This window comes from Mixta mediterraneensis, from assembly GCF_030283135.1.
Lineage (GTDB): Bacteria > Pseudomonadota > Gammaproteobacteria > Enterobacterales > Enterobacteriaceae > Pantoea > Pantoea mediterraneensis.
In genome coordinates, this window is record NZ_JASUAZ010000052.1 from 1 (window position 1) to 22,205 (window position 22,205).

At 49.2% G+C, this 22,205-nt stretch carries 23 protein-coding genes, 3 tRNA genes and 3 pseudogenes; 22 read left to right on the top strand and 7 right to left on the bottom strand.

Features of this window, described 5'->3' with window-relative positions; all coding sequences use genetic code 11:
- The 3 genes and pseudogenes from QRY16_RS19290 to QRY16_RS19300 all read right to left on the bottom strand — a co-directional run.
- Positions 1-87 (bottom strand): type II toxin-antitoxin system HicB family antitoxin (locus QRY16_RS19290; RefSeq protein ID WP_289776956.1); only part of this gene is annotated, 87 nt, incomplete at its 3' end.
- A 22-nt stretch (positions 88-109) separates the two neighbouring features.
- Positions 110-289 carry a type II toxin-antitoxin system HicA family toxin gene (locus QRY16_RS19295; RefSeq protein ID WP_012906750.1) on the bottom strand — a complete coding sequence of 60 codons (180 nt, stop codon included), beginning with the start codon at positions 287-289 and terminating at the stop codon, positions 110-112.
- 652 nt (positions 290-941) lie between these two features.
- A pseudogene (locus QRY16_RS19300) lies at positions 942-1,100 on the bottom strand (LuxR C-terminal-related transcriptional regulator); the annotation flags it as partial.
- Between QRY16_RS19300 and narI the strand changes: the two are divergent.
- From narI to QRY16_RS19315, 3 genes and pseudogenes are all read left to right on the top strand, one after another.
- Positions 1,030-1,347 (top strand): annotated as a pseudogene (gene narI / locus QRY16_RS19305) (respiratory nitrate reductase subunit gamma); the annotation flags it as partial. The pseudogenes QRY16_RS19300 and narI sit on opposite strands and share 71 nt — an antisense overlap.
- Before the next feature lie 146 nt (positions 1,348-1,493).
- Positions 1,494-2,576 carry a lytic murein transglycosylase B gene (gene mltB / locus QRY16_RS19310; RefSeq protein ID WP_289777708.1) on the top strand — a complete coding sequence of 361 codons (1,083 nt, stop codon included), beginning with the start codon at positions 1,494-1,496 and terminating at the stop codon, positions 2,574-2,576.
- Between the two features lie 81 nt (positions 2,577-2,657).
- Positions 2,658-2,993 carry a zinc ribbon domain-containing protein YjdM gene (locus tag QRY16_RS19315; RefSeq protein WP_193404499.1) on the top strand — a complete coding sequence of 112 codons (336 nt, stop codon included), beginning with the start codon at positions 2,658-2,660 and terminating at the stop codon, positions 2,991-2,993.
- A gap of 43 nt (positions 2,994-3,036) precedes the next feature.
- Here QRY16_RS19315 and QRY16_RS19320 read toward each other — a convergent pair whose 3' ends face one another.
- Positions 3,037-3,927: a dihydrodipicolinate synthase family protein gene (locus tag QRY16_RS19320; protein WP_289777709.1), complete on the bottom strand. Its 891-nt coding sequence runs from the start codon at positions 3,925-3,927 to the stop codon at positions 3,037-3,039.
- A gap of 168 nt (positions 3,928-4,095) precedes the next feature.
- Here QRY16_RS19320 and tam point away from each other — a divergent pair, with 168 nt between their 5' ends.
- The 14 genes from tam (at position 4,096) to QRY16_RS19390 (ending at position 15,869) form a co-directional block, all read left to right on the top strand.
- On the top strand, positions 4,096-4,875 hold the full coding sequence (gene tam / locus QRY16_RS19325) for a trans-aconitate 2-methyltransferase (protein ID WP_289777710.1): 780 nt from the start codon (positions 4,096-4,098) through the stop codon (positions 4,873-4,875).
- A gap of 100 nt (positions 4,876-4,975) precedes the next feature.
- Positions 4,976-5,470 (top strand): nicotinamide-nucleotide amidase, encoded by a 495-nt coding sequence (gene pncC / locus QRY16_RS19330; RefSeq protein ID WP_289777711.1) that lies wholly within the window; start codon positions 4,976-4,978, stop codon positions 5,468-5,470.
- Positions 5,471-5,565: 95 nt separating this feature from the next.
- Entirely contained in the window at positions 5,566-6,630 is a 1,065-nt protein-coding gene (recA, locus tag QRY16_RS19335; protein ID WP_289777712.1) for a recombinase RecA, read from the top strand.
- Positions 6,631-6,743: 113 nt separating this feature from the next.
- Complete coding sequence (locus QRY16_RS19340) at positions 6,744-7,268, top strand: regulatory protein RecX (RefSeq protein WP_289777713.1); 525 nt, start codon at positions 6,744-6,746, stop codon at positions 7,266-7,268.
- A gap of 123 nt (positions 7,269-7,391) precedes the next feature.
- A complete protein-coding gene (alaS, locus tag QRY16_RS19345; protein WP_289777714.1) occupies positions 7,392-10,019 on the top strand; it encodes an alanine--tRNA ligase in 2,628 nt (875 codons plus the stop codon).
- A gap of 247 nt (positions 10,020-10,266) precedes the next feature.
- A complete protein-coding gene (csrA, locus tag QRY16_RS19350; protein ID WP_008927091.1) occupies positions 10,267-10,452 on the top strand; it encodes a carbon storage regulator CsrA in 186 nt (61 codons plus the stop codon).
- Positions 10,453-10,733: 281 nt separating this feature from the next.
- Positions 10,734-10,826, top strand: a tRNA-Ser gene (locus tag QRY16_RS19355).
- Between the two features lie 8 nt (positions 10,827-10,834).
- Positions 10,835-10,911, top strand: a tRNA-Arg gene (locus tag QRY16_RS19360).
- A 93-nt stretch (positions 10,912-11,004) separates the two neighbouring features.
- Positions 11,005-11,081: transfer RNA gene (locus tag QRY16_RS19365), tRNA-Arg, on the top strand.
- A gap of 289 nt (positions 11,082-11,370) precedes the next feature.
- Positions 11,371-11,937, top strand: coding sequence for a fructose-1-phosphate/6-phosphogluconate phosphatase (yqaB, locus tag QRY16_RS19370; protein WP_289777715.1), 567 nt, complete (start codon positions 11,371-11,373; stop codon positions 11,935-11,937).
- A complete protein-coding gene (locus QRY16_RS19375; RefSeq protein WP_193404507.1) occupies positions 11,934-12,362 on the top strand; it encodes a YqaA family protein in 429 nt (142 codons plus the stop codon). The genes yqaB and QRY16_RS19375 overlap by 4 nt, the downstream gene beginning before the upstream one ends.
- Before the next feature lie 31 nt (positions 12,363-12,393).
- A complete protein-coding gene (gene gshA, locus QRY16_RS19380) occupies positions 12,394-13,998 on the top strand; it encodes a glutamate--cysteine ligase (protein ID WP_193404508.1) in 1,605 nt (534 codons plus the stop codon).
- A gap of 150 nt (positions 13,999-14,148) precedes the next feature.
- Positions 14,149-14,664 (top strand): S-ribosylhomocysteine lyase, encoded by a 516-nt coding sequence (luxS, locus tag QRY16_RS19385; RefSeq protein ID WP_193404509.1) that lies wholly within the window; start codon positions 14,149-14,151, stop codon positions 14,662-14,664.
- 164 nt (positions 14,665-14,828) lie between these two features.
- Entirely contained in the window at positions 14,829-15,869 is a 1,041-nt protein-coding gene (locus QRY16_RS19390; protein ID WP_193403339.1) for an IS481 family transposase, read from the top strand.
- A 60-nt stretch (positions 15,870-15,929) separates the two neighbouring features.
- Here QRY16_RS19390 and QRY16_RS19395 read toward each other — a convergent pair whose 3' ends face one another.
- The gene (locus QRY16_RS19395; protein ID WP_289777716.1) at positions 15,930-17,216 is read right to left on the bottom strand and encodes an HlyC/CorC family transporter; all 1,287 of its coding nucleotides are present in this window, start codon (positions 17,214-17,216) and stop codon (positions 15,930-15,932) included.
- A 16-nt stretch (positions 17,217-17,232) separates the two neighbouring features.
- Positions 17,233-18,033 carry a cytochrome C assembly family protein gene (locus tag QRY16_RS19400; RefSeq protein WP_193404511.1) on the bottom strand — a complete coding sequence of 267 codons (801 nt, stop codon included), beginning with the start codon at positions 18,031-18,033 and terminating at the stop codon, positions 17,233-17,235.
- Between the two features lie 166 nt (positions 18,034-18,199).
- Here QRY16_RS19400 and ffh point away from each other — a divergent pair, with 166 nt between their 5' ends.
- From ffh to rplS, 5 genes are all read left to right on the top strand, one after another.
- On the top strand, positions 18,200-19,561 hold the full coding sequence (ffh, locus tag QRY16_RS19405; protein WP_289777717.1) for a signal recognition particle protein: 1,362 nt from the start codon (positions 18,200-18,202) through the stop codon (positions 19,559-19,561).
- Between the two features lie 141 nt (positions 19,562-19,702).
- On the top strand, positions 19,703-19,951 hold the full coding sequence (rpsP, locus tag QRY16_RS19410) for a 30S ribosomal protein S16 (protein ID WP_033791972.1): 249 nt from the start codon (positions 19,703-19,705) through the stop codon (positions 19,949-19,951).
- Positions 19,952-19,969: 18 nt separating this feature from the next.
- Positions 19,970-20,518, top strand: a complete 549-nt coding sequence (rimM, locus tag QRY16_RS19415; RefSeq protein WP_289777718.1) for a ribosome maturation factor RimM — start codon at positions 19,970-19,972, stop codon at positions 20,516-20,518.
- A gap of 35 nt (positions 20,519-20,553) precedes the next feature.
- A complete protein-coding gene (trmD, locus tag QRY16_RS19420; protein WP_193404514.1) occupies positions 20,554-21,318 on the top strand; it encodes a tRNA (guanosine(37)-N1)-methyltransferase TrmD in 765 nt (254 codons plus the stop codon).
- Positions 21,319-21,360: 42 nt separating this feature from the next.
- A complete protein-coding gene (gene rplS, locus QRY16_RS19425; RefSeq protein WP_193404515.1) occupies positions 21,361-21,708 on the top strand; it encodes a 50S ribosomal protein L19 in 348 nt (115 codons plus the stop codon).
- Positions 21,709-21,860: 152 nt separating this feature from the next.
- Here the strand turns inward: rplS and QRY16_RS19430 are convergent.
- A pseudogene (locus QRY16_RS19430) lies at positions 21,861-22,079 on the bottom strand (GNAT family N-acetyltransferase); the annotation flags it as partial.
- Positions 22,080-22,205: the final 126 nt, after the last annotated feature.

Below are 22,205 nucleotides of genomic sequence, written 5' to 3' on the forward strand. Positions count from 1 at the left end.
GTCGCCGCCAGAGAAGCAGCCTGGAATATCGGGTACGCGAACGCCGAAGGATGAATCGCCTTTATCAATAGCAACAGGGTATAACATTTAAACCTCCAGTAGGTGGGGCTTAAAGCCCCGCCTGTTTTTTGATACTTTTTAGTGTTGGTAGCGGTATGTCCTTTTGTGGATGTTTTACCGTTACCAGCCCTTTTTTCGTTGGGTGTTTGAACTGGTGATGACTGCCTTTAACTCTCACCAGATACCACCCATCGGCTTCTATCATTGCTATTGCATTCCTGCTATCCATCCTCCGGCTCTCTGTGCTGTTTTGGTGGGGTTATAGTAACCCCAAATGGTTCTGTTGTCAAATCTTATTAGGGTTATAGGGGTTATCGAGCATTAAATAAGAGTCTCGCTTGTATTGGTGGCGGCAACTCATATCGTGATGCTTCGGTAATTTGGGGCATTTTTGGGGCAGTAGTGAGCGCAATCCAGCTTAACAATAGGAAAATCGGTTTTTATAGCTGCTTTAGGAGCTGAGCCGCAAGCCGCTTGTGGCAAGGGGTTCAGGGATTGAGGGAAAAAGACTGCTGCATCATTGGCGTGTGGGTGCTGAAGTCCTTTTCGGTTGGCTCTAACATAACGTTTTAACTCATCTCTGATGCGGTAAATTTCTGGCGGTCAACGCTTATGAAACCGAAAGGGAACAGCGTCGGCGCGCAGGATAAGCTGATGATAACGAATAGCGCAGGGCATATGCCAGCCTGACGCAGTGTCAGGGTATTAATCGGTAGTGGCCTGAGTGGCATCCTGGCAAATGAGGCGGCGGCTGGCGACAGAAAAGTCGCTGTCTTCCTGCTTTTAAGTGGGGCATACGAGGCGGCTCGCGATTTCTGCGGCAGTAAGATTTGCTGCGTTAAAGATGACATTCATAGCCGGGAAGCCGGGCGCTGACACGCCTAATGTACGCCGTTTTGCAGTGCCCAGACAGCCGCTTCCAGCCGGGACTCCAGATGCATCTTTTTCAGCAGATATTTGACGTGCACTTTGACGGTGCTTTCGCTGATCGTCAGTTTTCGGGCAATCGCTTTGTTGGTCATGCCAGCGCTGATAAGTTGCCCGTTCTCCGCGCAGCATATGGATGGCAGTGAAATGATGAAACTGGTGGGCTGGGCCCAGGCAGTGGTCACGTTCCAGGGTGATGCGTCGCACCATCTGGAAGGTGTAGCCTTTATCTACCGTGTACATATGGTACTGGGAATGACGCTATTCCTGCTGTTCCCATTCTGCCGACTGGTTCATATCTGGAGCGCGCCGGTTGAGTATCTGACCCGCCGTTACCAGCTGGTCAGAAACTGCCGCTAAAGAAGTTCAGGCCGCGGGGAGAAGCTGCTCCGTGGCCCTTTTATCGGGTTGCGCCTTGACGTTTTTTAAGATTTTGACCTGTATGTCGCTGCGCTAAACGTCTACTATTACCGCATCTGAATTTACTCTTCGTTTATGGATAACCGATGCGTCTCAAGTTAGCTCTCCTTGCGTTTATTTCGCTTCTGGCCTCCTGCAGCAGCAAACCTGATGTCCCGCCACAGCAAAAAATGCTGGCTGCGCCGAAAGGGGGATTTTTACTGGAACCTTCTCATACGGTTCAACCTATGTCTGGTGACTTTGCGGGCAATCCTGCAGCGGAGCAGTTCATTGATCAAATGGTTGAAAAACATGGCTTTGACCGCCAACAGTTACACGCGGTACTAGGCCAGGCTAAACGACTGGATTATGTTTTGAGTTTGATGGATCGTCAGGCGCCGTCGTACACGCCGCCAGCTGGGCCTAACGGAGCATGGATTCGCTATCGCAACAAATTTATCACGCCGAATAACGTGCAAAACGGCGTCGCCTTCTGGAACCAGTATCAGGATGCATTACAGCGCGCGCAACAGGTTTACGGGGTGCCGCCGGAAATCATCGTCGGTATTATCGGTGTGGAAACGCGTTGGGGCCGGATAATGGGTAAAACGCGCATTCTGGATGCTCTGGCTACATTGTCCTTCAGTTATCCACGCCGTGCCGCGTATTTCAGCAGTGAGCTGGAGACTTTCTTGTTGATGGCGCGTAACGAACAAGACGATCCGTTAGATTTACGTGGCTCTTTTGCCGGGGCAATGGGTTATGGACAATTTATGCCATCCTCTTATAAACAATACGCGGTGGATTTTAACGGTGATGGTCACGCGAATTTATGGGATCCGGTTGATGCAATTGGTAGCGTAGCGCATTACTTCCAACAACATGGTTGGCGCAGCGGTGAAAATGTAGCCGTTCCGGCAAGTGGGCAGGCACCTTTGCTGGAGGATGGCTTCAAAACCAGCTACAGCGTTGGCATGCTTGCCGCATCTGGCCTCTCTCCGCAAGGTTCATTAAATGGTCATGATCAGATTAGCTTACTGCGACTTGATTTAGGTACCAGCTATCAGTACTGGTATGGCTTACCGAATTTCTATGTCATTACGCGCTATAACCACAGCACGCATTACGCAATGGCAGTCTGGCAGTTGGGTGAAGCGGTAGGTAAAGCGCGCCAGGGAACGATATTTTAAGTTCTGTCCTTAATAACGTTAAGGTTATATGATGGCGCCGTTTTGTCGCCATCATACTTTTCGTAAAATTTTGGAGTTGTTATGTCCTTACCCGCTTGCCCGAATTGTCATGCCGATTACACCTGGCAGGACGGTGATAATCTTAACTGTCCATCATGTGGGCATGTCTGGACACAGGCAGAAACCGACAGCAGTCAGGATAAATTAGTGGTGCGGGACGCTAACGGGAATCTGCTCGCCGATGGCGACAGCGTAACCGTGATCAAAGATCTTAAGGTAAAAGGCAGCTCTGCACCGCTGAAGATCGGCACCAAAGTGAAGGGAATTCGTCTGGTTGAAGGTGACCATAATATCGATTGTAAAATCGATGGTTTTGGACCAATGAAACTCAAGTCTGAATTCGTCAAAAAGAACTAAATGTGACGGGCGCAATGATGCGCCCGTGCAAAAGCTTAACAGATCAGTCGAATAAACGATCAATTGCTTCGCACTGCTGTACTGTTAGCGTGCCGCCATAATTACGGGATTGATGTGTCATTGAATCGAAACGGCGCGAAACGGCTGTTTTAATCGTCGTGACAAAATCATCGCCGATAGTATAAATAGCCATTAATTTACCGATACGTTGTTGAATACGGGTTAACTCAGGTAAATCGCCGCTACGCCAGGCGCGCATTGCATTTGCAAACAGCTCGGGGACAATATTATTTAATCCTGAAATAACCCCCGCCCCGCCCGCGAGTAGATTGGGTAACAGATATTCGTCATAGCCAGAAAGCACAGCAAAATCACTGCGTACTTTCCTGGTTTCCTGTATTAATGCGCGATTGTGCGACAAACAATCTACCGTGTCTTTAATGCCCACAAAGTCAGGCAATTTTGCTGCCAGTTCGCTGACTATTGACGGCGAGAGATCGCAGCCGGTGCGGGCAGGAAAATTATAGGCAAGCCATTTACCGCCTAGCTGTTGGTCCAGCGCTTCAAAATAACGCAGTAGCTGATTTTGCGTTTGTCCGTAATAGTAGGGCGGCAAAACCACCACAGCATCAAAACCGCTTTTCCAGGCTGCCTCTGCCAGCTGAAGCATGTCCGAGATGCAGGTGCTGGATACATTCGCTACCATTTTCAAGGGCGATAACTGGCGGGCTTCTCGCAGGAGTAATAGCCGTTCTTGCTGTGATAACGAGGCAAACTCACCAATACTGCCCATCAACAATAAGGTGTCGATGCCTGACGTACTCAGACGCGCAAAATGACGTCCTAGCGCCTCAATGTCGATAGCGCCTTGCTCATTAAATGGCGTAACGGAAGGGCACCAGACACCAGCAAATTCGGAATGGGTAGTCGACATGATTAGCTCCTGCATCAATTTTCATTAAAATGAAACGATGTTTTAATCTAATGAGCTCAACGCTATTCCGCCAGCGCATAATGCAAAAATGGAGGATGCATCGCACTTTTCAATTTTGCGTGCGTCTTATTTTTATCGAATCAGGTAATGCGACGACGAAGGTAAATCATGAAAGACTGGGATCCACAGCTATATCGTAAGTTCGAAACAGAGAGAACTCGTCCAGCCAAAGAGTTGTTGGCGCAAATTACAACAACAGACGCGCTTCACGTAACGGATTTAGGTTGCGGGCCTGGTAACAGTACGGAATTGCTTGTCGCAGCATGGCCACAAGCCCAGGTCACTGGTATAGACACGTCTGAAGCCATGCTGACTCAGGCTCGTGAACGATTGCCGAAGTGTGATTTTCTGTATGCTGATATTCAGTCCTGGCATCCTGATACGCCGCAAAATGTCATTTATGCTAACGCATCGTTGCAGTGGCTAAACGAACATGACACGTTACTCCCGCATTTGATAAACCAGCTTACAGCGGGCGGCACGCTGGCTATACAAATGCCGGACAATCTCAACGAACCCTCTCACCGTTTGATGCGAGAGGTGGCCGCGCAGGCCTCCTGGAATGCATTAATTGGGGCGCAAGCTTTAGATCGGAAAAAGCTTCTCACCGCTGAACGTTATTATGATCTGCTGACTGAAACAGGCTGTGAAGTCAATATTTGGCGCACTACCTACTACCATGTTATGCCAGACATATCGGCTGTTATTAGCTGGCTAAAAGCGACCGGTTTACGGCCATTTTTAGCTCCGCTGGATGATGCTCAACAGAATGCCTTTCTCGAGGCTTATCATGAGCAATTAAGCATGGCTTATTCATCGCGTGCAGACGGCCAGATTTTGCTGTCCTTCCCACGTCTTTTTATCGTTGCAATGAAAAAGCATACATAAATCGGGAAAGTGGTGCGCAAATCAACCGCCTCTTATGCCAAAAAGCTTGAAAAAGTTGCTGTATTCCACCACCTTGCTAACAGCTAAACGGAGGCCAGAGATGAATGATCAACAACTGCAAAGGCTTAGCGCGCAGATTGGTGAACGACTGAAGCAGCTCGATGCAACGGTAACCTGTGCGGAATCTTGTACAGGCGGCTGGATTGCTAAAGTCATTACTGACATCAGTGGCAGTTCAGCCTGGTTTGAGCGCGGCTTCGTAACGTATAGCAATCATGCGAAACAGCAACTTGTGGGCGTACAGGCCGTTTCATTAGAGCAGTTTGGCACGGTAAGCGAAGCCGTTGTCCGTGAAATGGCCGTAGGCGCGCAACGCGAAGCACAGGCTGAATTTGCGGTTTCGGTCAGCGGGATTGCTGGGCCAGACGGTGGTAGCGACGATAAACCGGTGGGTACCGTCTGGTTTGCTTTTGCAGCTCCGCAAGGCAAAGTGGAAGCTTATTGTCAGCATTTTTCAGGCGATCGTGAGGCCGTAAGGCGGCAATCTGTTGCCTGGGCGTTGCAGACGTTGTATCGCGAATTTCTGATAAATTAAACTTGATACTGTATGACTATACAGTATAATTATCGGCAACAGAAAGAGAGCAGGCACCTTGTGTGCATGGTTACCCGGCATGATTAGGAGTTGAAATGGCAATTGACGAAAACAAACAGAAGGCTTTAGCAGCCGCACTGGGCCAGATTGAGAAGCAATTCGGTAAAGGCTCCATCATGCGTCTGGGTGAAGATCGCTCAATGGACGTAGAGACTATTTCTACCGGTTCGCTCTCACTGGACATCGCACTGGGTGCAGGCGGTCTGCCTATGGGGCGTATCGTCGAGATTTATGGCCCGGAAGCCTCTGGTAAAACCACGCTAACGTTGCAGGTCATTGCAGCGGCGCAGCGTAAAGGCAAAACCTGTGCCTTTATCGACGCAGAACATGCCCTGGATCCGGTTTACGCTAAAAAGCTGGGTGTTGATATTGATAATCTGCTGTGTTCTCAGCCAGACACCGGCGAGCAGGCGCTGGAGATCTGTGATGCGTTAGCACGCTCCGGCGCTGTTGACGTTATCATTGTTGACTCTGTGGCTGCGTTGACGCCGAAGGCAGAAATCGAAGGTGAAATTGGTGACTCACATATGGGCCTCGCGGCACGTATGATGAGCCAGGCGATGCGTAAGCTGGCCGGTAATCTCAAACAGTCCAATACGCTGCTGATTTTCATCAACCAGATCCGTATGAAAATTGGTGTAATGTTCGGTAACCCGGAAACCACTACGGGTGGTAACGCGCTCAAGTTTTACGCGTCCGTCCGCCTGGATATTCGCCGTATCGGTGCGATTAAAGAAGGCGATAACGTAGTCGGTAGCGAAACGCGCGTTAAAGTAGTGAAGAACAAAATCGCGGCACCCTTTAAACAAGCTGAATTCCAGATCATGTATGGTGAAGGTATCAATACGTTTGGTGAGCTGGTCGATTTAGGCGTGAAGCATAAGCTGATTGAAAAAGCTGGCGCATGGTACAGCTACAATGGCGATAAGATTGGTCAGGGTAAAGCGAATGCGGGCAACTTCCTGAAAGAAAATGCAGCAATAGCGAATGAAATTGACCTGAAGCTGCGCGATATGCTTCTCAACGGTGAAAGCGGTCCAGCGGTTGTGCCTGCTGATGATGCTGAAAACGTTGCGAGCGAAGCGAACGAAGACTTCTAGTATGTTTACGGGGGTGGAGAAATCCGCTCCCGTTTGTTTTTCTGCCTTTCCTTACCTTCCCTCTGCTTTGCCCTGCCGCCATAATTCCACTTCGTTTGTATAAGGTGAGCAGTATGTCTGAACAACCTCAATCGCAAGTTATTACATTCTCTCGTTTACTCGATCGCGCGATGCGCTTATTGGCTCAACGCGATCACAGTCGCGAAGAACTAAAGCATAAATTGCAGCAGTCGGTGCAGCGAACAGCCTATATGCAACAAAAAGCCCCTGAAACCATTACCGAAGAGCAAATGGAAAAGGTGCCGGACTGGTGTCAGGAAAACGGCTGGCTCAATGATGAACGTTTCACGGTGCGCTTCATTCAAAGCCGCAGTCGTAAAGGGTATGGCCCACAACGTATACGCATGGAACTTGCGCAAAAAGGCATTGACCGTGAATCTATCCATTTAGCGATGGAAGAAACCAGCATCGACTGGGCTGAATGCGCAGCTCAACTTGCCGAACGTAAATTTGGGCTTCCGTTACCTAAGGAATGGAAAGAAAAGGCAAAAGTGCAGCGCTTTTTGCAGTCGAAGGGATTTCTGACGGAAGATATTCAAGCCATTTTTAGAAATATTGATGACCAGGAGCCGATGTAATTTTACTTCCAACTGAAGAAAATTTATCTTATTCCCACTTTTTTGTTCCTCTGAACAGGTAAGTCGTACGGTTGCGGCTTGCCTGAAGAGGCGGAACGTTCGTTAGCGTGATTCAGGATATTTATGAGCAAGAGCACTGCTGAGATCCGTCAAGCGTTTCTCGACTTTTTTAATAGCAAGGGACATAAGGTTGTAACCAGCAGCTCCCTCGTACCGAATAACGATCCGACGTTACTGTTCACTAACGCCGGCATGAACCAGTTTAAAGATGTTTTCCTCGGCCAGGAGAAACGTGATTATTCACGTGCAACGACTTCGCAGCGCTGCGTGCGAGCTGGCGGTAAACATAACGATCTGGAAAACGTGGGTTACACCGCACGTCATCACACCTTTTTTGAAATGCTGGGTAACTTCAGTTTCGGTGATTATTTCAAGAAAGAAGCTATTGCGTTTGCCTGGGAACTGTTAACGAGCGAGCAGTGGTTCAAACTGCCGAAAGAGCGCTTATGGGTAACTGTTTATGAAACCGATGACGAGGCTTACGATATTTGGGCCAAAGATATTGGTATCCCTCATGAACGTATCATCCGCATTGGCGATAATAAAGGCAGTGCTTACGCGTCTGATAACTTCTGGCAAATGGGCGATACCGGCCCTTGCGGCCCATGCAGTGAGATTTTCTACGATCATGGTGATCATATTTGGGGTGGACCGCCGGGAAGCCCGGAAGAAGATGGTGATCGCTATATTGAGATCTGGAATATCGTCTTTATGCAATTCAACCGCCAGGCTGATGGCACCATGCTGCCACTGCCGAAACCCTCCGTTGATACCGGCATGGGTCTGGAACGTATTTCAGCTGTTCTTCAGCATGTTAATTCCAACTATGAAATCGATCTGTTTCAGAAACTGATCCAGGCGGTAGCTAAGGTCACTGGCGCAACCGATCTGAATAACAAATCGTTGCGCGTTATTGCCGACCATATCCGTTCTTGCGCTTTTCTGATCGCCGATGGTGTGGTCCCGTCAAATGAAAATCGTGGATATGTGCTGCGTCGTATTATTCGTCGCGCCATTCGCCATGGCAACATGCTGGGCGCTAAAGACGCTTTCTTCTATAAACTTGTGGCGCCGTTAATCGAAGTGATGGGTGCTGCCGGGGAAGAACTCGCGCGTCAGCAGGTTCAGGTGGAAAATATCCTGAAAAGCGAGGAAGAGCAGTTTGCTAAAACGCTTGAGCGGGGCTTAGCACTGTTAGACGAAGAGCTGACGAAACTGCAGGGCGATACGCTGGATGGCGAAACGGTTTTCCGTTTGTATGACACCTTCGGTTTTCCTGCCGACCTTACCGCTGATGTATGCCGCGAGCGTGATTTGAAAATCGACGAAGCGGGTTTCGAAAAAGCAATGGAGCAGCAGCGTCAGCGTGCACGTAAAGCGAGTGGCTTTGGCGCAGATTACAGCAATGTGATTCGCATTGATGCGGCTTCCTCCTTCAAGGGTTACGATCAACTGGATTTAAACGCGACCGTAAAAGCGCTGTATGTGGCAGGCGAAGCTGTTGACGAAATCAGCGCTGACCAGGACGCCGTTGTGGTTCTGGATGTCACACCGTTCTATGGTGAATCCGGTGGCCAGGTGGGTGATACCGGTTTGCTGAAAGGGAAGAATGCTGAATTTAACGTGCAGGATACACAAAAATATGGCCAGGCTATTGGTCATATCGGTAAGCTGACAACCGGCCAGTTACGTATTGGCGATCGGCTGGAAGCGGAAGTTGATGCTGCACGACGTGAACGTATTCGCCTGAACCATTCTGCCACCCATTTAATGCATGAAGCGCTGCGTCAGGTGTTGGGTGAACACGTTGCTCAGAAAGGCTCGCTGGTAAACGACAAATATCTTCGTTTCGACTTCTCGCATTTTGAAGCAATGAAACCGGAAGAGATTCGTCGGGTAGAAAATATCGTCAACGCTCAGATTCGTCGCAACTGGCCTGTTGAGACCGAAGTAATGGATCTCGATGTCGCAAAATCCAGGGGTGCACGTGCGCTGTTTGGCGAAAAATACGATCAGCGTGTGCGCGTATTGACAATGGGTGATTTCTCAGTAGAGCTTTGTGGTGGCACGCATGCTGCCCGTACCGGCGACATTGGCCTGTTCCGTATTCTGGCTGAATCCGGCACAGCGGCGGGGATCCGTCGTATCGAAGCTATTACTGGCGAGGCCGCTTTGGCTCAGGTTAATGCGCAGAGCAGTCAACTGCATGATCTTGCTCAGTTGGTTAAGGCAAACAGTAGTAATCTGAATGACAAAGTACGTGGATTAGTTGACCATGTTCGCGCATTAGAAAAAGAGTTACAGCAGCTGCGTGACCAGCAAGCCGCTCAGGAAAGTGCTTCACTCAGTAGCAATGCAAGAGATGTTAAAGGAGCGAAGCTGCTGATTAGCGAAATGAGTAATATCGAGCCTAAAATGCTGCGCACCATGGTTGATGATTTGAAAAACCAGCTGGGTTCAGCAGTGATTGTATTGGCGACGGTAGCGGAAGGTAAAGTCTCGCTCATTGCTGGGGTAACTAAAGATTTAACCGATCGCGTTAAGGCGGGTGAACTGATCGCAGAACTGGCGCAGCAGGTGGGTGGCAAAGGCGGCGGTCGACCTGATATGGCACAGGCGGGTGGTACTGATGCCGGGGCGCTGAAAAGTGCACTGGCAGGGGTTGAAGCCTGGGTTTCCAGCCGTTTGTAATGAATAAAACAAAGTATCGTAACAAGCGTCAGAACTGCTGTTCCGGCGCTTTTTCATTCGATGCACAGTAGCTAATGACAAAGTCAGGTTGATGCAGTGTATTTCGGCTAAACTAACTATCAGCAGAATGTATTGGCGCATGGATGTACATTGGTGTATTTGACATAGTCTATGTTCAGCGTTTAATGATGGATAATGCCGGGAAGCCGTACAAGCCCGACTCTTTTAATCTTTCAAGGAGCAAAGAATGCTTATTCTAACTCGTCGAGTTGGTGAAACCCTCATGATTGGCGATGAGGTGACTGTAACGGTGCTGGGTGTTAAAGGTAACCAGGTTCGTATCGGTGTAAATGCACCGAAAGAAGTGTCTGTGCATCGCGAAGAAATTTATCAGCGCATCCAGGCCGAAAAAACGCAACAAACGAGCGTTTAACGGATTCAGCGTCTCGCATTTCTGCGAGGCGCTACCGCTTTTATCTAAAGCTTCTTTTCTTTCCCTTCTCTGCATTCCTTTTTTTAAACGACACGCCTCTTTCTTTGTTGATTCTTCACTCTTTTTGCCGTCATTTTGTTCCAATTGCCTGTCATTTGTTCGATCAGGCGCGTAGTGAAAAAAAAGGGTTTGACTTATAAGTGCGGGAAAGTAATATGTGCGCCACGCAGTGCCGATGAGCGGAAACAAAGTTCAGAAGCACAGTTCGTAAGAACGCGTAAGGTGAGGTGGCCGAGAGGCTGAAGGCGCTCCCCTGCTAAGGGAGTATACGGTCAAAAGCTGTATCGAGGGTTCGAATCCCTCCCTCACCGCCATTTCCGATGCATCCGTAGCTCAGCTGGATAGAGTACTCGGCTACGAACCGAGCGGTCGGAGGTTCGAATCCTCCCGGATGCACCATCGGAAAATGAGTTAGAACGTGATTTAAAGTGAACGAGCAGTTCCTTTCCTGGTGAGTAGTTAGCACCCTGTGTTGTACAAGAATTTTTAAATGCATCCGTAGCTCAGCTGGATAGAGTACTCGGCTACGAACCGAGCGGTCGGAGGTTCGAATCCTCCCGGATGCACCATTTTAAGCCCGCAAATCCGCTTCAAATTTTTACCGCTTGCATACCTAATCCCTGTTCAACATCATCTCCCCCTGACGATTCCCATCGTTTCAGCTTTTCTTTTCCCCACTCCCGGCTTGTTAAAAAACGCAGTAATTCCACGCAGTTATACCGGGTTTCATCCGATCACCTTTTTCTGAAAAGTAAAAATGCTAATGCTTTCAAAGCATTTGCTGTTCATCCCCCCTGGCGACAACCTGTGCGCATTAGGCTAAAGTAATGTCTCATTTGTTGAAGGTCCGGAGTGACAATGTACGATCAATACGACGCCCTGATTTTCGATATGGACGGCACCATTCTTGATACCGAGCCGACACATCGAAAAGCGTGGCATCAGGTACTGGCGCGTTATGGATTAACGCTGGATGAAGCACGAATGGTTGGTTTCAACGGTGCGCCGACCTGGCGACTTGCGCAGTTCATTATTGAAACGAATCGATCGTCTCACGACCCTCATCTTCTTGCGGCCGAGAAAACCGCTGCCGTCAAAGCTATGTTATTAGAAAACGTGCACCCGCTTCCTTTAATGGACGTGGTTAAAGCCTATCACGGACGTCGCCCAATGGCCGTCGGGACGGGTAGTGAGCACAGCATGGCCGAGGCGCTATTAAATCAACTGGGCGTACGTGAGCTATTTACGGCGGTAGTTGGTGCTGATGATGTGCAGCGTCATAAACCCGAGCCAGATACTTTTTTACGTTGTGCTGAACTCATGGGTGTCGCTCCGAAACGTTGCGTTGTTTTCGAAGACGCTGATTTTGGCGTGCAGGCGGCAAAAGCCGCCGGTATGGACGTGGTTGACGTTCGCTTACTGTGAGTGCAATTCTTGCTTACGCCTCTATGTTTGGCAGCAGTTTTTTAAGCGCGACGCTTTTACCGGGAAGTTCTGAAGCACTGCTGATTGCTTTACTGATTGCTCAAAAAATATCAGTTTATGGGTTGGTTGTGGCCGCATCGTTGGGAAACACCCTGGGCGGCTTAACCAACATTTTTATTGGTCGCTTACTGCCGTTAAAACGTCAGGGGCGATGGCATGACACAGCAATAACGTGGTTGCACCGATTGGGGCCTGCAGCGCTGTTGTTTAGTTGGTTGCCGGTAGTAGGGGATCTGCTCTGCGTTCTCGCAGGCTGGTTACGCTTCGCCTGGCTCCCGGCAACATTGTTTCTCGCTGTCGGTAAAACGCTGCGTTATATCGTTATCGCGACCGCCACATTACAGAGCATGCAATGGTGGCATTGATTCGCACAGATTCGAGGCTACGGTTAACATTATGCTGAACAAAAATAAATTATTCTCACAGCGGGAGGTTAATGTGATCCCGGATGTATCTAAAGCGCTCTCCTGGCTGGAGGCGCATCCTAATGCTTTGAAAGGCATTGGACGTGGCATCGAACGTGAAACATTGCGTGTACAACCCAATGGTCACCTTGCGGAAAGTGGTCATCCGCTGTCATTAGGTTCTGCATTAAAGCATGACTGGATTACTACCGATTTCGCTGAAACGCTGCTTGAATTCATTACGCCGGTTGATAAAAATATCGACCATATGCTGGCTTTCCTGCGCGACATCCATCGTCACGTTGCGCGTGAGCTAGGTGAAGAGCGTATGTGGCCGTTCAGTATGCCGTGCGTTATTGAAGACGCAAACAAGATTGAACTGGCGCAATACGGCAATTCAAATATCGGCCGGATGAAAACGCTTTATCGTGAAGGGCTGAAAAATCGTTATGGTGCGCTGATGCAAACCATCTCAGGTATTCACTACAACTTTTCGTTACCGCTGTCGTTCTGGCAAGAATGGGCGGATGTGAAGGATATAGAAAGCGGTAAAGAAACAATTTCTGCAGGCTATCTGCGGTTAATCCGTAACTATTATCGCTTTGGCTGGGTTATTCCTTATCTGTTTGGTGCCTCGCCAGCTATTTGTTCGGGCTTTCTGCAGGGTCGTGAAAGCGCGCTACCGTTTGAAACTAACGGGGAAGGGATGCTATGGCTACCGTATGCGACCTCGCTACGCTTGAGCGATCTGGGCTATACCAATAAATCGCAAAGTTCACTTGGCATTACCTTCAACTCTCTGGATGGCTATGTTTCCGCTCTTAAAAAGGCGATTAAAACGCCGTCAGAAGAGTTTGCGAACATGGGCATTAAAGATGCCGACGGCAACTGGCTTCAGCTCAATACGAATGTGCTGCAAATTGAAAACGAGTTATACGCACCGATCCGTCCGAAACGCGTTACGCGTTCTGGCGAAGCGCCATCGGACGCGTTATTGCGTGGCGGCATTGAATATATTGAAGTGCGTTCGCTTGATATTAATCCGTTCTCCGCAATTGGCGTTGATGAAAACCAGGTGCGGTTCCTCGACCTGTTTTTAATCTGGTGTACATTGGCAGATGCGCCTGAGATGAGCGCTGAAGAGTTGCAATGCACCCGCAAAAACTGGAACCGCGTCGTATTAGAAGGGCGTAAGCCCGGTCAAAAAATTGCGGTGGGATGTGGTGAAGCAGAACATTCGCTACAGGAAGTAGGAAAAACACTCTTTGCCGATCTGCGTCGTGTCGCTGAGACGTTAGACAGCAACCAGGCCAGCACGCAATATCAACAAGTTTGCGATCAACTGGTGGCGTCGTTTGACGATCCTGAGCTAACCTATTCGGCGCGCATCCTTCACGCGATGAAGGAAAACGGTTTAACCGGAACCGGCGTGGCACTGGCAGAGCAATATCGCCATTTGCTGTGTGAAGAGCCGCTAGAAGTGCTGAAGGAAGACGATTTCACGCGTCAGGCGCAGGAATCTGTGGCGGCACAGCAGCAGCTTGAAGCGAGTGATGCGTTGGATTTCGAAACTTATCTGGCCAGCCGGGAAGGGTAGAAAAGAAAAAGGCCACATCAATGTGGCCAAATTAACATCTCTGTTGTCAGGGATGATGATAACAAATGCGCGTCTTTCATATATTCAGACGTTGGGCGAACAGAAAAGTTTCATCGTTTTAAAAAAATTCTCAGAACAGGAGGCAACGTAATGCCACTACTGGATAGTTTTACTGTTGATCATACCATCATGGCCGCGCCCGCAGTGCGTGTTGCTAAGACCATGAAGACGCCGCATGGCGATACGATTACTGTTTTTGACCTGCGTTTCTGCCGACCCAATATTGATATTCTTACTGAACGCGGTATTCATACGCTTGAACATCTTTTTGCGGGATTCATGCGCGACCACCTCAATGGCGAAGGCGTTGAGATTGTCGACATTTCGCCAATGGGTTGCCGCACCGGTTTCTACATGAGCCTGATCGGTACGCCAGATGAACAGCGTGTCGCCAAAGCCTGGAAAGGTGCGATGGAAGATGTCCTGAAGGTTAAAGATCAGAATCAGATCCCAGAACTGAATGAATATCAATGCGGTAGCTATAAGCTCCACTCGTTAGAAGAAGCGCAGCAAATCGCCCGCAATGTTCTGGCGCATGATATTGGTGTGAACCACAACGAAGAGTTGAAACTCCCTAAAGAGAAACTGCAAGAACTGCACATCTAGTTTTTGCCGTTAACGACAAAGTAAAACGCCGCTTTTTAGCGGCGTTTTTTGTAAATATCAGGTGTATTAGTCGCGACTTGATCTGACACTGGACCTTGAAAGGTTGAGAGTTACCGGTTTTGATATGGGTGTCTAATCCTTATACAAAACACGAGGTAACTCTCATGCTTCATACTAACAATCCCATCATCAAACACAAAGCCGGCCTGCTCAATCTGGCCGAAGAACTCGGTAACGTATCAAAAGCCTGTAAAATCATGGGGGTGTCACGCGACACATTCTACCGCTACCAGGAGCTAGCTGAAGAAGGCGGCATTGACGCGCTGGTTAATCAAAACCGTCGGGTACCCAACCTGAAGAATCGGGCCGATGAAGCCACTGAACGGGCGGTTGTTGAGTACGCCGTTGAGTTCCCGGCCCACGGTCAGCACCGGACCAGTAATGAGCTGCGTAAAAAAGGCGTGTTTATCTCCGGCAGCGGCGTGCGCTCCATCTGGCAACGACATGACCTGGAGAACTTCCGTAAGCGGCTGAAGGCGCTTACGGAAAAGGTCGCCAGAGAAGGCATTGTGCTTACCGATGCTCAAATCGCCGCACTGGAGAAGAAGGTGCACGATGACGAAGCCTGCGGTGAAATCGAAACGGCTCACCCGGGTTATCTGGGGTCGCAGGACACCTTCTACGTTGGGAATCTGAAAGGCGTTGGCCGCATCTACCAGCAGACGTTCGTGGATACGTACTCGAAAATGGCTCACTGCAAGCTGTATACGAGTAAAACGCCGATCACTGCAGCCGACCTGCTTAATGATCGGGTACTGCCGTTCTATGAGGCTCAGGGGCTGCCGATGCTGAGAATACTGACCGACAGGGGCACAGAGTACTGCGGTAAAGTAGAGCAACATGATTATCAGCTGTATCTGGCCATCAACGATATCGACCATACGAAAACGAAAGCGATGTCCCCGCAGACGAACGGTATCTGCGAGCGCTTCCATAAAACCATTTTGCAGGAGTTTTATCAGGTTACGTTCCGCAAGAAGCTATATGCAGACCTGGAGAGCCTGCAAATGGATCTGGACAACTGGTTGTGGCATTACAATAATGAGCGAACTCATCAGGGGAAAATGTGCTGCGGGCGTACGCCAATGGCCACGTTACTTGATGGAAAACGGGTCTGGGCAGAAAAGAATCTGAACCAGATTTAATCTGACAGACACCTGTATAAATAACCGGTAACTGTCAGATCAGGTCTGAGCTAGTACATATCAGGAGCCAATAGAGGATTGTAACGGCGTCTGCGGCGTAATTCTTACCTGTTTGACCATGTTGTCCTGCACATCCAGAATATCGATGTTGTAGTGGCTAATTTGAATACACGTGTTTACTTCAGGAATTTCTTCCAGCGCTTCCAGGAGCATGCCATTGATGGTGCGCGCTTCTTCTTCAGGAAGATGCCAGTTAAAAGCTTTGTTTATTTCACGCACGTTGGCGCTACCTTCGATTAACACTGAACCATCATTTTGCGGCATGACTTCTTCTGCCAGCGAAGGCGACATTGAAGTGGTGAAATCGCCAACAATCTCTTCCAGAATGTCTTCAATGGTGAGTAAGCCCTTTATATCGCCATACTCGTCCACCACCAAACCGACCTTCTTCTTGTTGCGCTGAAATTTAACCAGTTGGGTATTTAATGGCGTGCCTTCAGGCACATAATAAATTTCATCAGCAGCGCGCAGCAATGTCTCTTTATTGAACTCTTTTTTCTCAGTCATCATGCGCCAGGCTTCGCGCACGCGCAGCATGCCAACGCAATCATCCAGCGAGTCGCGAAATAGCACGATACGCCCATGCGGCGAATGGCTAAGCTGACGCACCACCGATTTCCAGTCATCGTTGATGTTGATGCCGACGATCTCATTGCGCGGCACCATGATGTCGTCAACGCTGACTTTTTCCAGATCAAGCACGGAAAGCAGCATATCCTGATTACGACGTGACATCAGGCTGCGTGACTCATAAACGATGGTACGCAGCTCTTCTTTGCTTAATGCTGAGCTGATTGAACCTTCAGTTTTAATACCCACTATGCGCATCAGAATATGCGTGATGGTGTTTAACAACCAGACCAGTGGCAGCATGACATATTGTAATGGCCCAAGTAGTACGCTACTGGGATAAGCGACTTTTTCTGGATACAGCGCGGCAATGGTTTTGGGCAGCACTTCAGAGAACACCAATACGATAAATGTCAGTACGCCGGTGGCAATGGCCACACCGGCATCGCCATACAGGCGCATCCCCACAATAGTCGCAAGCGCAGACGCGAGGATATTAACCAGATTATTGCCTATTAACACCAGGCTAATCAGGCGATCAGGGCGGCGCAATAATTTTTCGACGCGACGCGCGCCGCGATGACCGCTTTTTGCCTGATGACGCAGCTTATAGCGGTTAAGTGTCATCATGCCGGTTTCGGAACCTGAAAAATAAGCCGAAACCAGCACCATAATAATCAACGTAATAATCAACGTGGTGGTTGAAACATGTTCCAACGCAGAACTTCCTTAATTAATGAACGGTATGGGTGAGCAGATGCTGTAAAACGCGGCTGCCGAAGTAAGCCATGGTTAGCAGTAACGCACCGCTACAGTTAAACCACACTACGCGACGACCGCGCCAGCCCTCGTGATAATGACCCCAGAGCAGAACGATGTAGACGAACCAGGCAATGATGGAAAGCACCGCTTTATCTACATTCTCGGCGCTAAACAGGTCATGCATATAAAACAGGCCGGTGCACAACACCAGCGTCAACAGTACGACGCCGACCTGGGTAATATGAAACATCTTGCGCTCAATAGTCAGCAGTGGCGGCATATCTTGCGTAAAAGCCAGTTTTTTATTTTTTAACTGATAATCGATCCAGGCCAACTGTAGCGCATAAAGCGCCGCGATGATCAACGTGGCATAGGCAAACAACGACAGGCCAATGTGAATCATCATTCCCGGCGTGGTTTCAAGATGGGTAATAAACGCGTTAGGAACAAAGGTCGCAAAGGCGAGGTTGATTAACGCGAAACTATAAACAATGGGTAAGAGCAGCCAACCGCGATTGCGCGATGCGACAATGGTCATAATGGCGCAAATCAATAAACTGACCATAGATCCGATGTTTAGCAGACTTAAATTTTGTCCGCCGTCGACGGCAAAAATGCGTTGCTGTAACGCTACAGCATGAGTAATCAGCGCCACGCAGGCAGAAAGCACCGCCATCCGCCGCCAGCCGCTGTTACGTTTTAACAGGCTGGGAATGATCAGTGCAAGGCTCAGGGAGTAGGCGAACAGGGCCACAATCGCGAAAACGGACATAGATCCTTTCAGGTATCGGTCGGATATAAAGAAAAAAGCAGTATAACGCCAGCGACAGCAGGCTCCAAACGATCTGAGGGGCAATTGCAGAGATCGCTGATGCTTCGTGTTATAATCCGCCGCATTCTGCCGATCAGGCGCCTCGCGATTTTTTAAGTGAGAGAAAATGTTTGATAATTTAACCGATCGTTTGTCGCAAACCCTTCGCAATATCAGTGGCCGCGGAAGGCTGACCGAAGAAAACATTAAAGACACGCTGCGTGAAGTTCGCATGGCGTTGCTCGAAGCTGACGTTGCGCTGCCGGTAGTGCGCGATTTCATTAACCGCGTAAAAGAGAGCGCGGTTGGCCATGACGTTAATAAAAGCCTGACGCCGGGCCAGGAATTCATCAAAATCGTTCGCAACGAACTGGTTGCAGCGATGGGGGCGGAAAACAATGCGCTGGATTTAGCCGCACAACCTCCTGCGGTCGTGCTGATGGCCGGTTTACAAGGTGCAGGTAAAACTACCAGCGTCGGTAAACTGGGGAAATTTCTGCGTGAAAAGCATAAGAAAAAGGTTTTGGTTGTTTCTGCTGACGTTTATCGTCCGGCTGCAATTAAACAGCTTGAAACGCTGGCACAGCAAGTGGGGGTGGATTTCTGTCCGTCCGATCTGAGCCAAAAGCCGGTAGACATCGTCAATAATGCCTTAAAAGAAGCCCAACTGAAGTTTTACGATGTGTTGCTGGTCGATACTGCTGGCCGTTTGCACGTTGATGAAGCGATGATGGACGAAATCAAACAGGTTCATGCCGCGATCAAACCGGTTGAAACGCTGTTTGTTGTCGATGCGATGACCGGTCAGGATGCGGCTAATACCGCGAAAGCTTTTAACGAAGCATTGCCCTTAACGGGCGTGATCCTGACCAAAGTCGACGGTGATGCACGCGGCGGGGCGGCGCTGTCAATTCGTCATATTACGGGCAAACCCATTAAATTTATGGGGGTCGGTGAAAAGACCGAAGCGCTGGAGCCTTTCTATCCGGAACGTATTGCGTCACGCATTCTCGGCATGGGCGACGTGCTGTCGCTGATTGAAGATATTGAAAGCAAAGTCGATCGCGATCAGGCTGAAAAGCTGGCGAAGAAATTAAAAACCGGCGACGGTTTCGATCTTAACGATTTTCTTGAGCAGTTAAAGCAGATGCGCAACATGGGCGGCATGGCGAGCCTGATGGGTAAGCTGCCTGGCATGGGCCAACTGCCGGATAATGTTAAATCGCAAATGGATGATAAAGTCCTGGTGCGCATGGAAGCCATTATTAATTCGATGACGCGCAAAGAGCGCGAAAAGCCAGAAATCATCAAAGGCTCACGCAAACGCCGTATTGCGACGGGGTCAGGCATGCAGGTACAGGACGTTAATCGTTTACTTAAACAGTTCGATGACATGCAGCGCATGATGAAAAAGATGAAGAAGGGCGGCATGGCAAAAATGATGCGCGGTATGAAAGGTATGATGCCGCCAGGTTTCCCGGGACGTTAACCGTTCCACAAAAAAGCCGGAAAGAAGTGCTATTAGGTTGCTTTTTGCGCCAAAATGTGTAAAATTTTCGGGCTTTTTATACAGCACCCGGACCCCGTTCCTCGATGGGGGCCGGGTGTTTTATTAACTGAAGAGGATGTTATGGTAACAATTCGTTTGGCACGTCACGGCGCGAAAAAGCGTCCGTTCTATCAGGTCGTCGTCACTGACAGCCGTAATGCACGCAATGGTCGTTTCATTGAGCGCGTAGGTTTCTTCAACCCGATCGCTTCTGGTCAGGCTGAAAGTCTGCGTCTGGATCTGGATCGCATCGAGCACTGGGTTGGCCAGGGCGCAACGCTTTCTGATCGCGTTAACGCGCTGATCAAAGAAGCAAAGAAAGCAGCTTAATCTGTCACGGTGGTGAGCATGAGCAAACAACTTGCCGCAACGCTTCCTGTTAATCTCATCGTTTTGGGTAAAATGGGGGCCGCATACGGCATCCGCGGTTGGCTCAAAGTGTTTTCCTCCACTGAAGACGCCGAAAGTATCTTCGACTACCAACCCTGGTTTATCCAGCGTGCCGGTAAATGGCAGCAGGTCGAGCTGGAAGGTTGGAAGCACCACAATCAGGACCTGATTATCAAAGTCAAAGGCATTGACGATCGGGATGCGGCAGCGCAATTAACCAATTGCGAAATTCAGGTCGATTCGACGCAGTTGCCAGCGCTAGAGAACGGTGACTACTACTGGAAAGACCTTATGGGTTGCCGGGTAGTTAACCTCGACGGCTACGAGATGGGAAAAGTCGTTGATTTGATGGAAACCGGCTCGAACGACGTACTTGTCGTTAAGGCAAACCTGAAAGATGCATTCGGTGTACAGGAACGGTTAATTCCGTTTCTTGATGAACAGGTTATCAAGAAAGTCGATCTCACTACTGGCCTCATTGAAGTAGACTGGGATCCTGGTTTTTGATCTCCGAATCAAACGGTAACGTAACGGCGAATACAATGTGGATTGGTGTTATTAGCCTGTTTCCAGAAATGTTTCGCGCTATTACCGATTACGGGGTAACTGGCCGGGCAGTAAAAAATGGCCTGCTCAGCATTCAAAGCTGGAGTCCACGTGATTTCGCGCTTGACCGGCACCGTACCGTGGACGATCGTCCTTACGGCGGCGGACCGGGAATGCTGATGATGGTGCAACCTTTACGGGACGCCATCTCCGCAGCGAAAGCAGCGGCGGGAGACGGAGCCAGGGTGATTTATCTTTCACCTCAGGGTCGTAAACTTGACCAACAGGGCGTTTGCGAACTGGCGACACGGAACAAGTTGATTCTTGTCTGCGGTCGTTATGAAGGGATTGATGAGCGCGTAATCCAAACCGAAATTGATGAAGAGTGGTCAATCGGCGATTACGTACTCAGCGGTGGGGAACTACCAGCAATGACATTGATTGATTCGGTCGCCCGGTTTATTCCTGGCGTGCTGGGCAAGCAAGCGTCAGCCGATGAGGATTCGTTCTCAGAAGGTTTGCTGGACTGTCCACATTACACCCGACCTGAAGTGTTAGAAGGGATGGAGGTCCCGGCAGTGTTACTGTCTGGCAACCATGCTGATATTCGCCGTTGGCGCCTGAAACAGTCGCTAGGCCGTACCTGGCTAAGAAGACCTGAACTTCTGGAAAACCTGGCTCTGACTGAAGAGCAAGCAAGGTTGCTAAAGGAATTCAAACGGGAGTTCCAGCAGCAGCAAAATGATGATGTGGAAGAGTGATCTTCCCTGACTATCAGTTTACCCAGGATAAGAGATTTAATTATGAGCAACATTATTAAGCAAATTGAACAAGAGCAGATGAAACAGGACGTACCTTCCTTCCGTCCGGGTGATACCGTGGAAGTGAAAGTATGGGTCGTTGAAGGTTCTAAAAAACGTCTGCAGGCATTCGAGGGCGTGGTTATCGCTATTCGTAACCGCGGTCTGCACTCTGCATTCACTGTTCGCAAAATTTCTAACGGCGAAGGCGTTGAGCGTGTTTTCCAGACTCACTCACCGGTAATTGACAGTATCACTGTTAAACGTCGTGGCGCTGTACGTAAAGCCAAACTGTACTACCTGCGTGAGCGTACTGGTAAGTCTGCTCGTATTAAAGAGCGTCTTAACTAAGGTATCGCTAACGCGACATCTAAAAGTTAATAGCAAACAAGGGGTTGGCGTGATGCCAGCCCCTTTTTTTACACATGTTCTGACAAAAATGTCTACACCATTGAGACGATACACAGAACATGCCAGGCAATTTTACTCGCTGAAATATCGGATTACACTTCGTGTCCTTCGCATGGGCGAGAAAAATGGTAGATCGCAGTATTTACCGGCCTGCTGTCCAAAATGATGAGTCCATAGCGACAACCAATAAAATGTCCGCCACACTTCTCTGCTACTTTTCTGCTTGCTTTGTTTTCTTCTGCCGCAAGGATCTCGATAACGTTTATTTCCGGGCGGTTAAATCCTGATTTGAGCAGCAGGTTCACTGCGCGATGTCAACAACGGGTAAAAAGTGATCCGCTTACCATCACCACCAACGGTTTAATATTGATCCACCGTTTTACTCAGGATTAGCTTCCGCGATAATCCCTGCCTTTCGTTTCTGTTTCAGTCGATAG

Excerpts from the sequence above, each read along its gene's own strand:
- csrA (WP_008927091.1), top strand. The coding sequence starts at position 10,267 with ATGCTTATTCTAACTCGTCGAGTTGGTGAAACCCTCATGATTGGCGAT.
- trmD (WP_193404514.1), top strand. The coding sequence starts at position 20,554 with ATGTGGATTGGTGTTATTAGCCTGTTTCCAGAAATGTTTCGCGCTATT.
- pncC (WP_289777711.1), top strand. The coding sequence starts at position 4,976 with ATGAATGATCAACAACTGCAAAGGCTTAGCGCGCAGATTGGTGAACGA.
- gshA (WP_193404508.1), top strand. The coding sequence starts at position 12,394 with ATGCTGAACAAAAATAAATTATTCTCACAGCGGGAGGTTAATGTGATC.
- tam (WP_289777710.1), top strand. The coding sequence starts at position 4,096 with ATGAAAGACTGGGATCCACAGCTATATCGTAAGTTCGAAACAGAGAGA.
- mltB (WP_289777708.1), top strand. The coding sequence starts at position 1,494 with ATGCGTCTCAAGTTAGCTCTCCTTGCGTTTATTTCGCTTCTGGCCTCC.
- ffh (WP_289777717.1), top strand. The coding sequence starts at position 18,200 with ATGTTTGATAATTTAACCGATCGTTTGTCGCAAACCCTTCGCAATATC.
- yqaB (WP_289777715.1), top strand. The coding sequence starts at position 11,371 with ATGTACGATCAATACGACGCCCTGATTTTCGATATGGACGGCACCATT.
- luxS (WP_193404509.1), top strand. The coding sequence starts at position 14,149 with ATGCCACTACTGGATAGTTTTACTGTTGATCATACCATCATGGCCGCG.
- QRY16_RS19295 (WP_012906750.1), bottom strand. The coding sequence starts at position 289 with ATGGATAGCAGGAATGCAATAGCAATGATAGAAGCCGATGGGTGGTAT.
- QRY16_RS19390 (WP_193403339.1), top strand. The coding sequence starts at position 14,829 with ATGCTTCATACTAACAATCCCATCATCAAACACAAAGCCGGCCTGCTC.
- alaS (WP_289777714.1), top strand. The coding sequence starts at position 7,392 with ATGAGCAAGAGCACTGCTGAGATCCGTCAAGCGTTTCTCGACTTTTTT.
- rplS (WP_193404515.1), top strand. The coding sequence starts at position 21,361 with ATGAGCAACATTATTAAGCAAATTGAACAAGAGCAGATGAAACAGGAC.
- QRY16_RS19340 (WP_289777713.1), top strand. The coding sequence starts at position 6,744 with ATGTCTGAACAACCTCAATCGCAAGTTATTACATTCTCTCGTTTACTC.
- QRY16_RS19315 (WP_193404499.1), top strand. The coding sequence starts at position 2,658 with ATGTCCTTACCCGCTTGCCCGAATTGTCATGCCGATTACACCTGGCAG.
- rpsP (WP_033791972.1), top strand. The coding sequence starts at position 19,703 with ATGGTAACAATTCGTTTGGCACGTCACGGCGCGAAAAAGCGTCCGTTC.
- QRY16_RS19400 (WP_193404511.1), bottom strand. The coding sequence starts at position 18,033 with ATGTCCGTTTTCGCGATTGTGGCCCTGTTCGCCTACTCCCTGAGCCTT.
- QRY16_RS19320 (WP_289777709.1), bottom strand. The coding sequence starts at position 3,927 with ATGTCGACTACCCATTCCGAATTTGCTGGTGTCTGGTGCCCTTCCGTT.
- rimM (WP_289777718.1), top strand. The coding sequence starts at position 19,970 with ATGAGCAAACAACTTGCCGCAACGCTTCCTGTTAATCTCATCGTTTTG.
- recA (WP_289777712.1), top strand. The coding sequence starts at position 5,566 with ATGGCAATTGACGAAAACAAACAGAAGGCTTTAGCAGCCGCACTGGGC.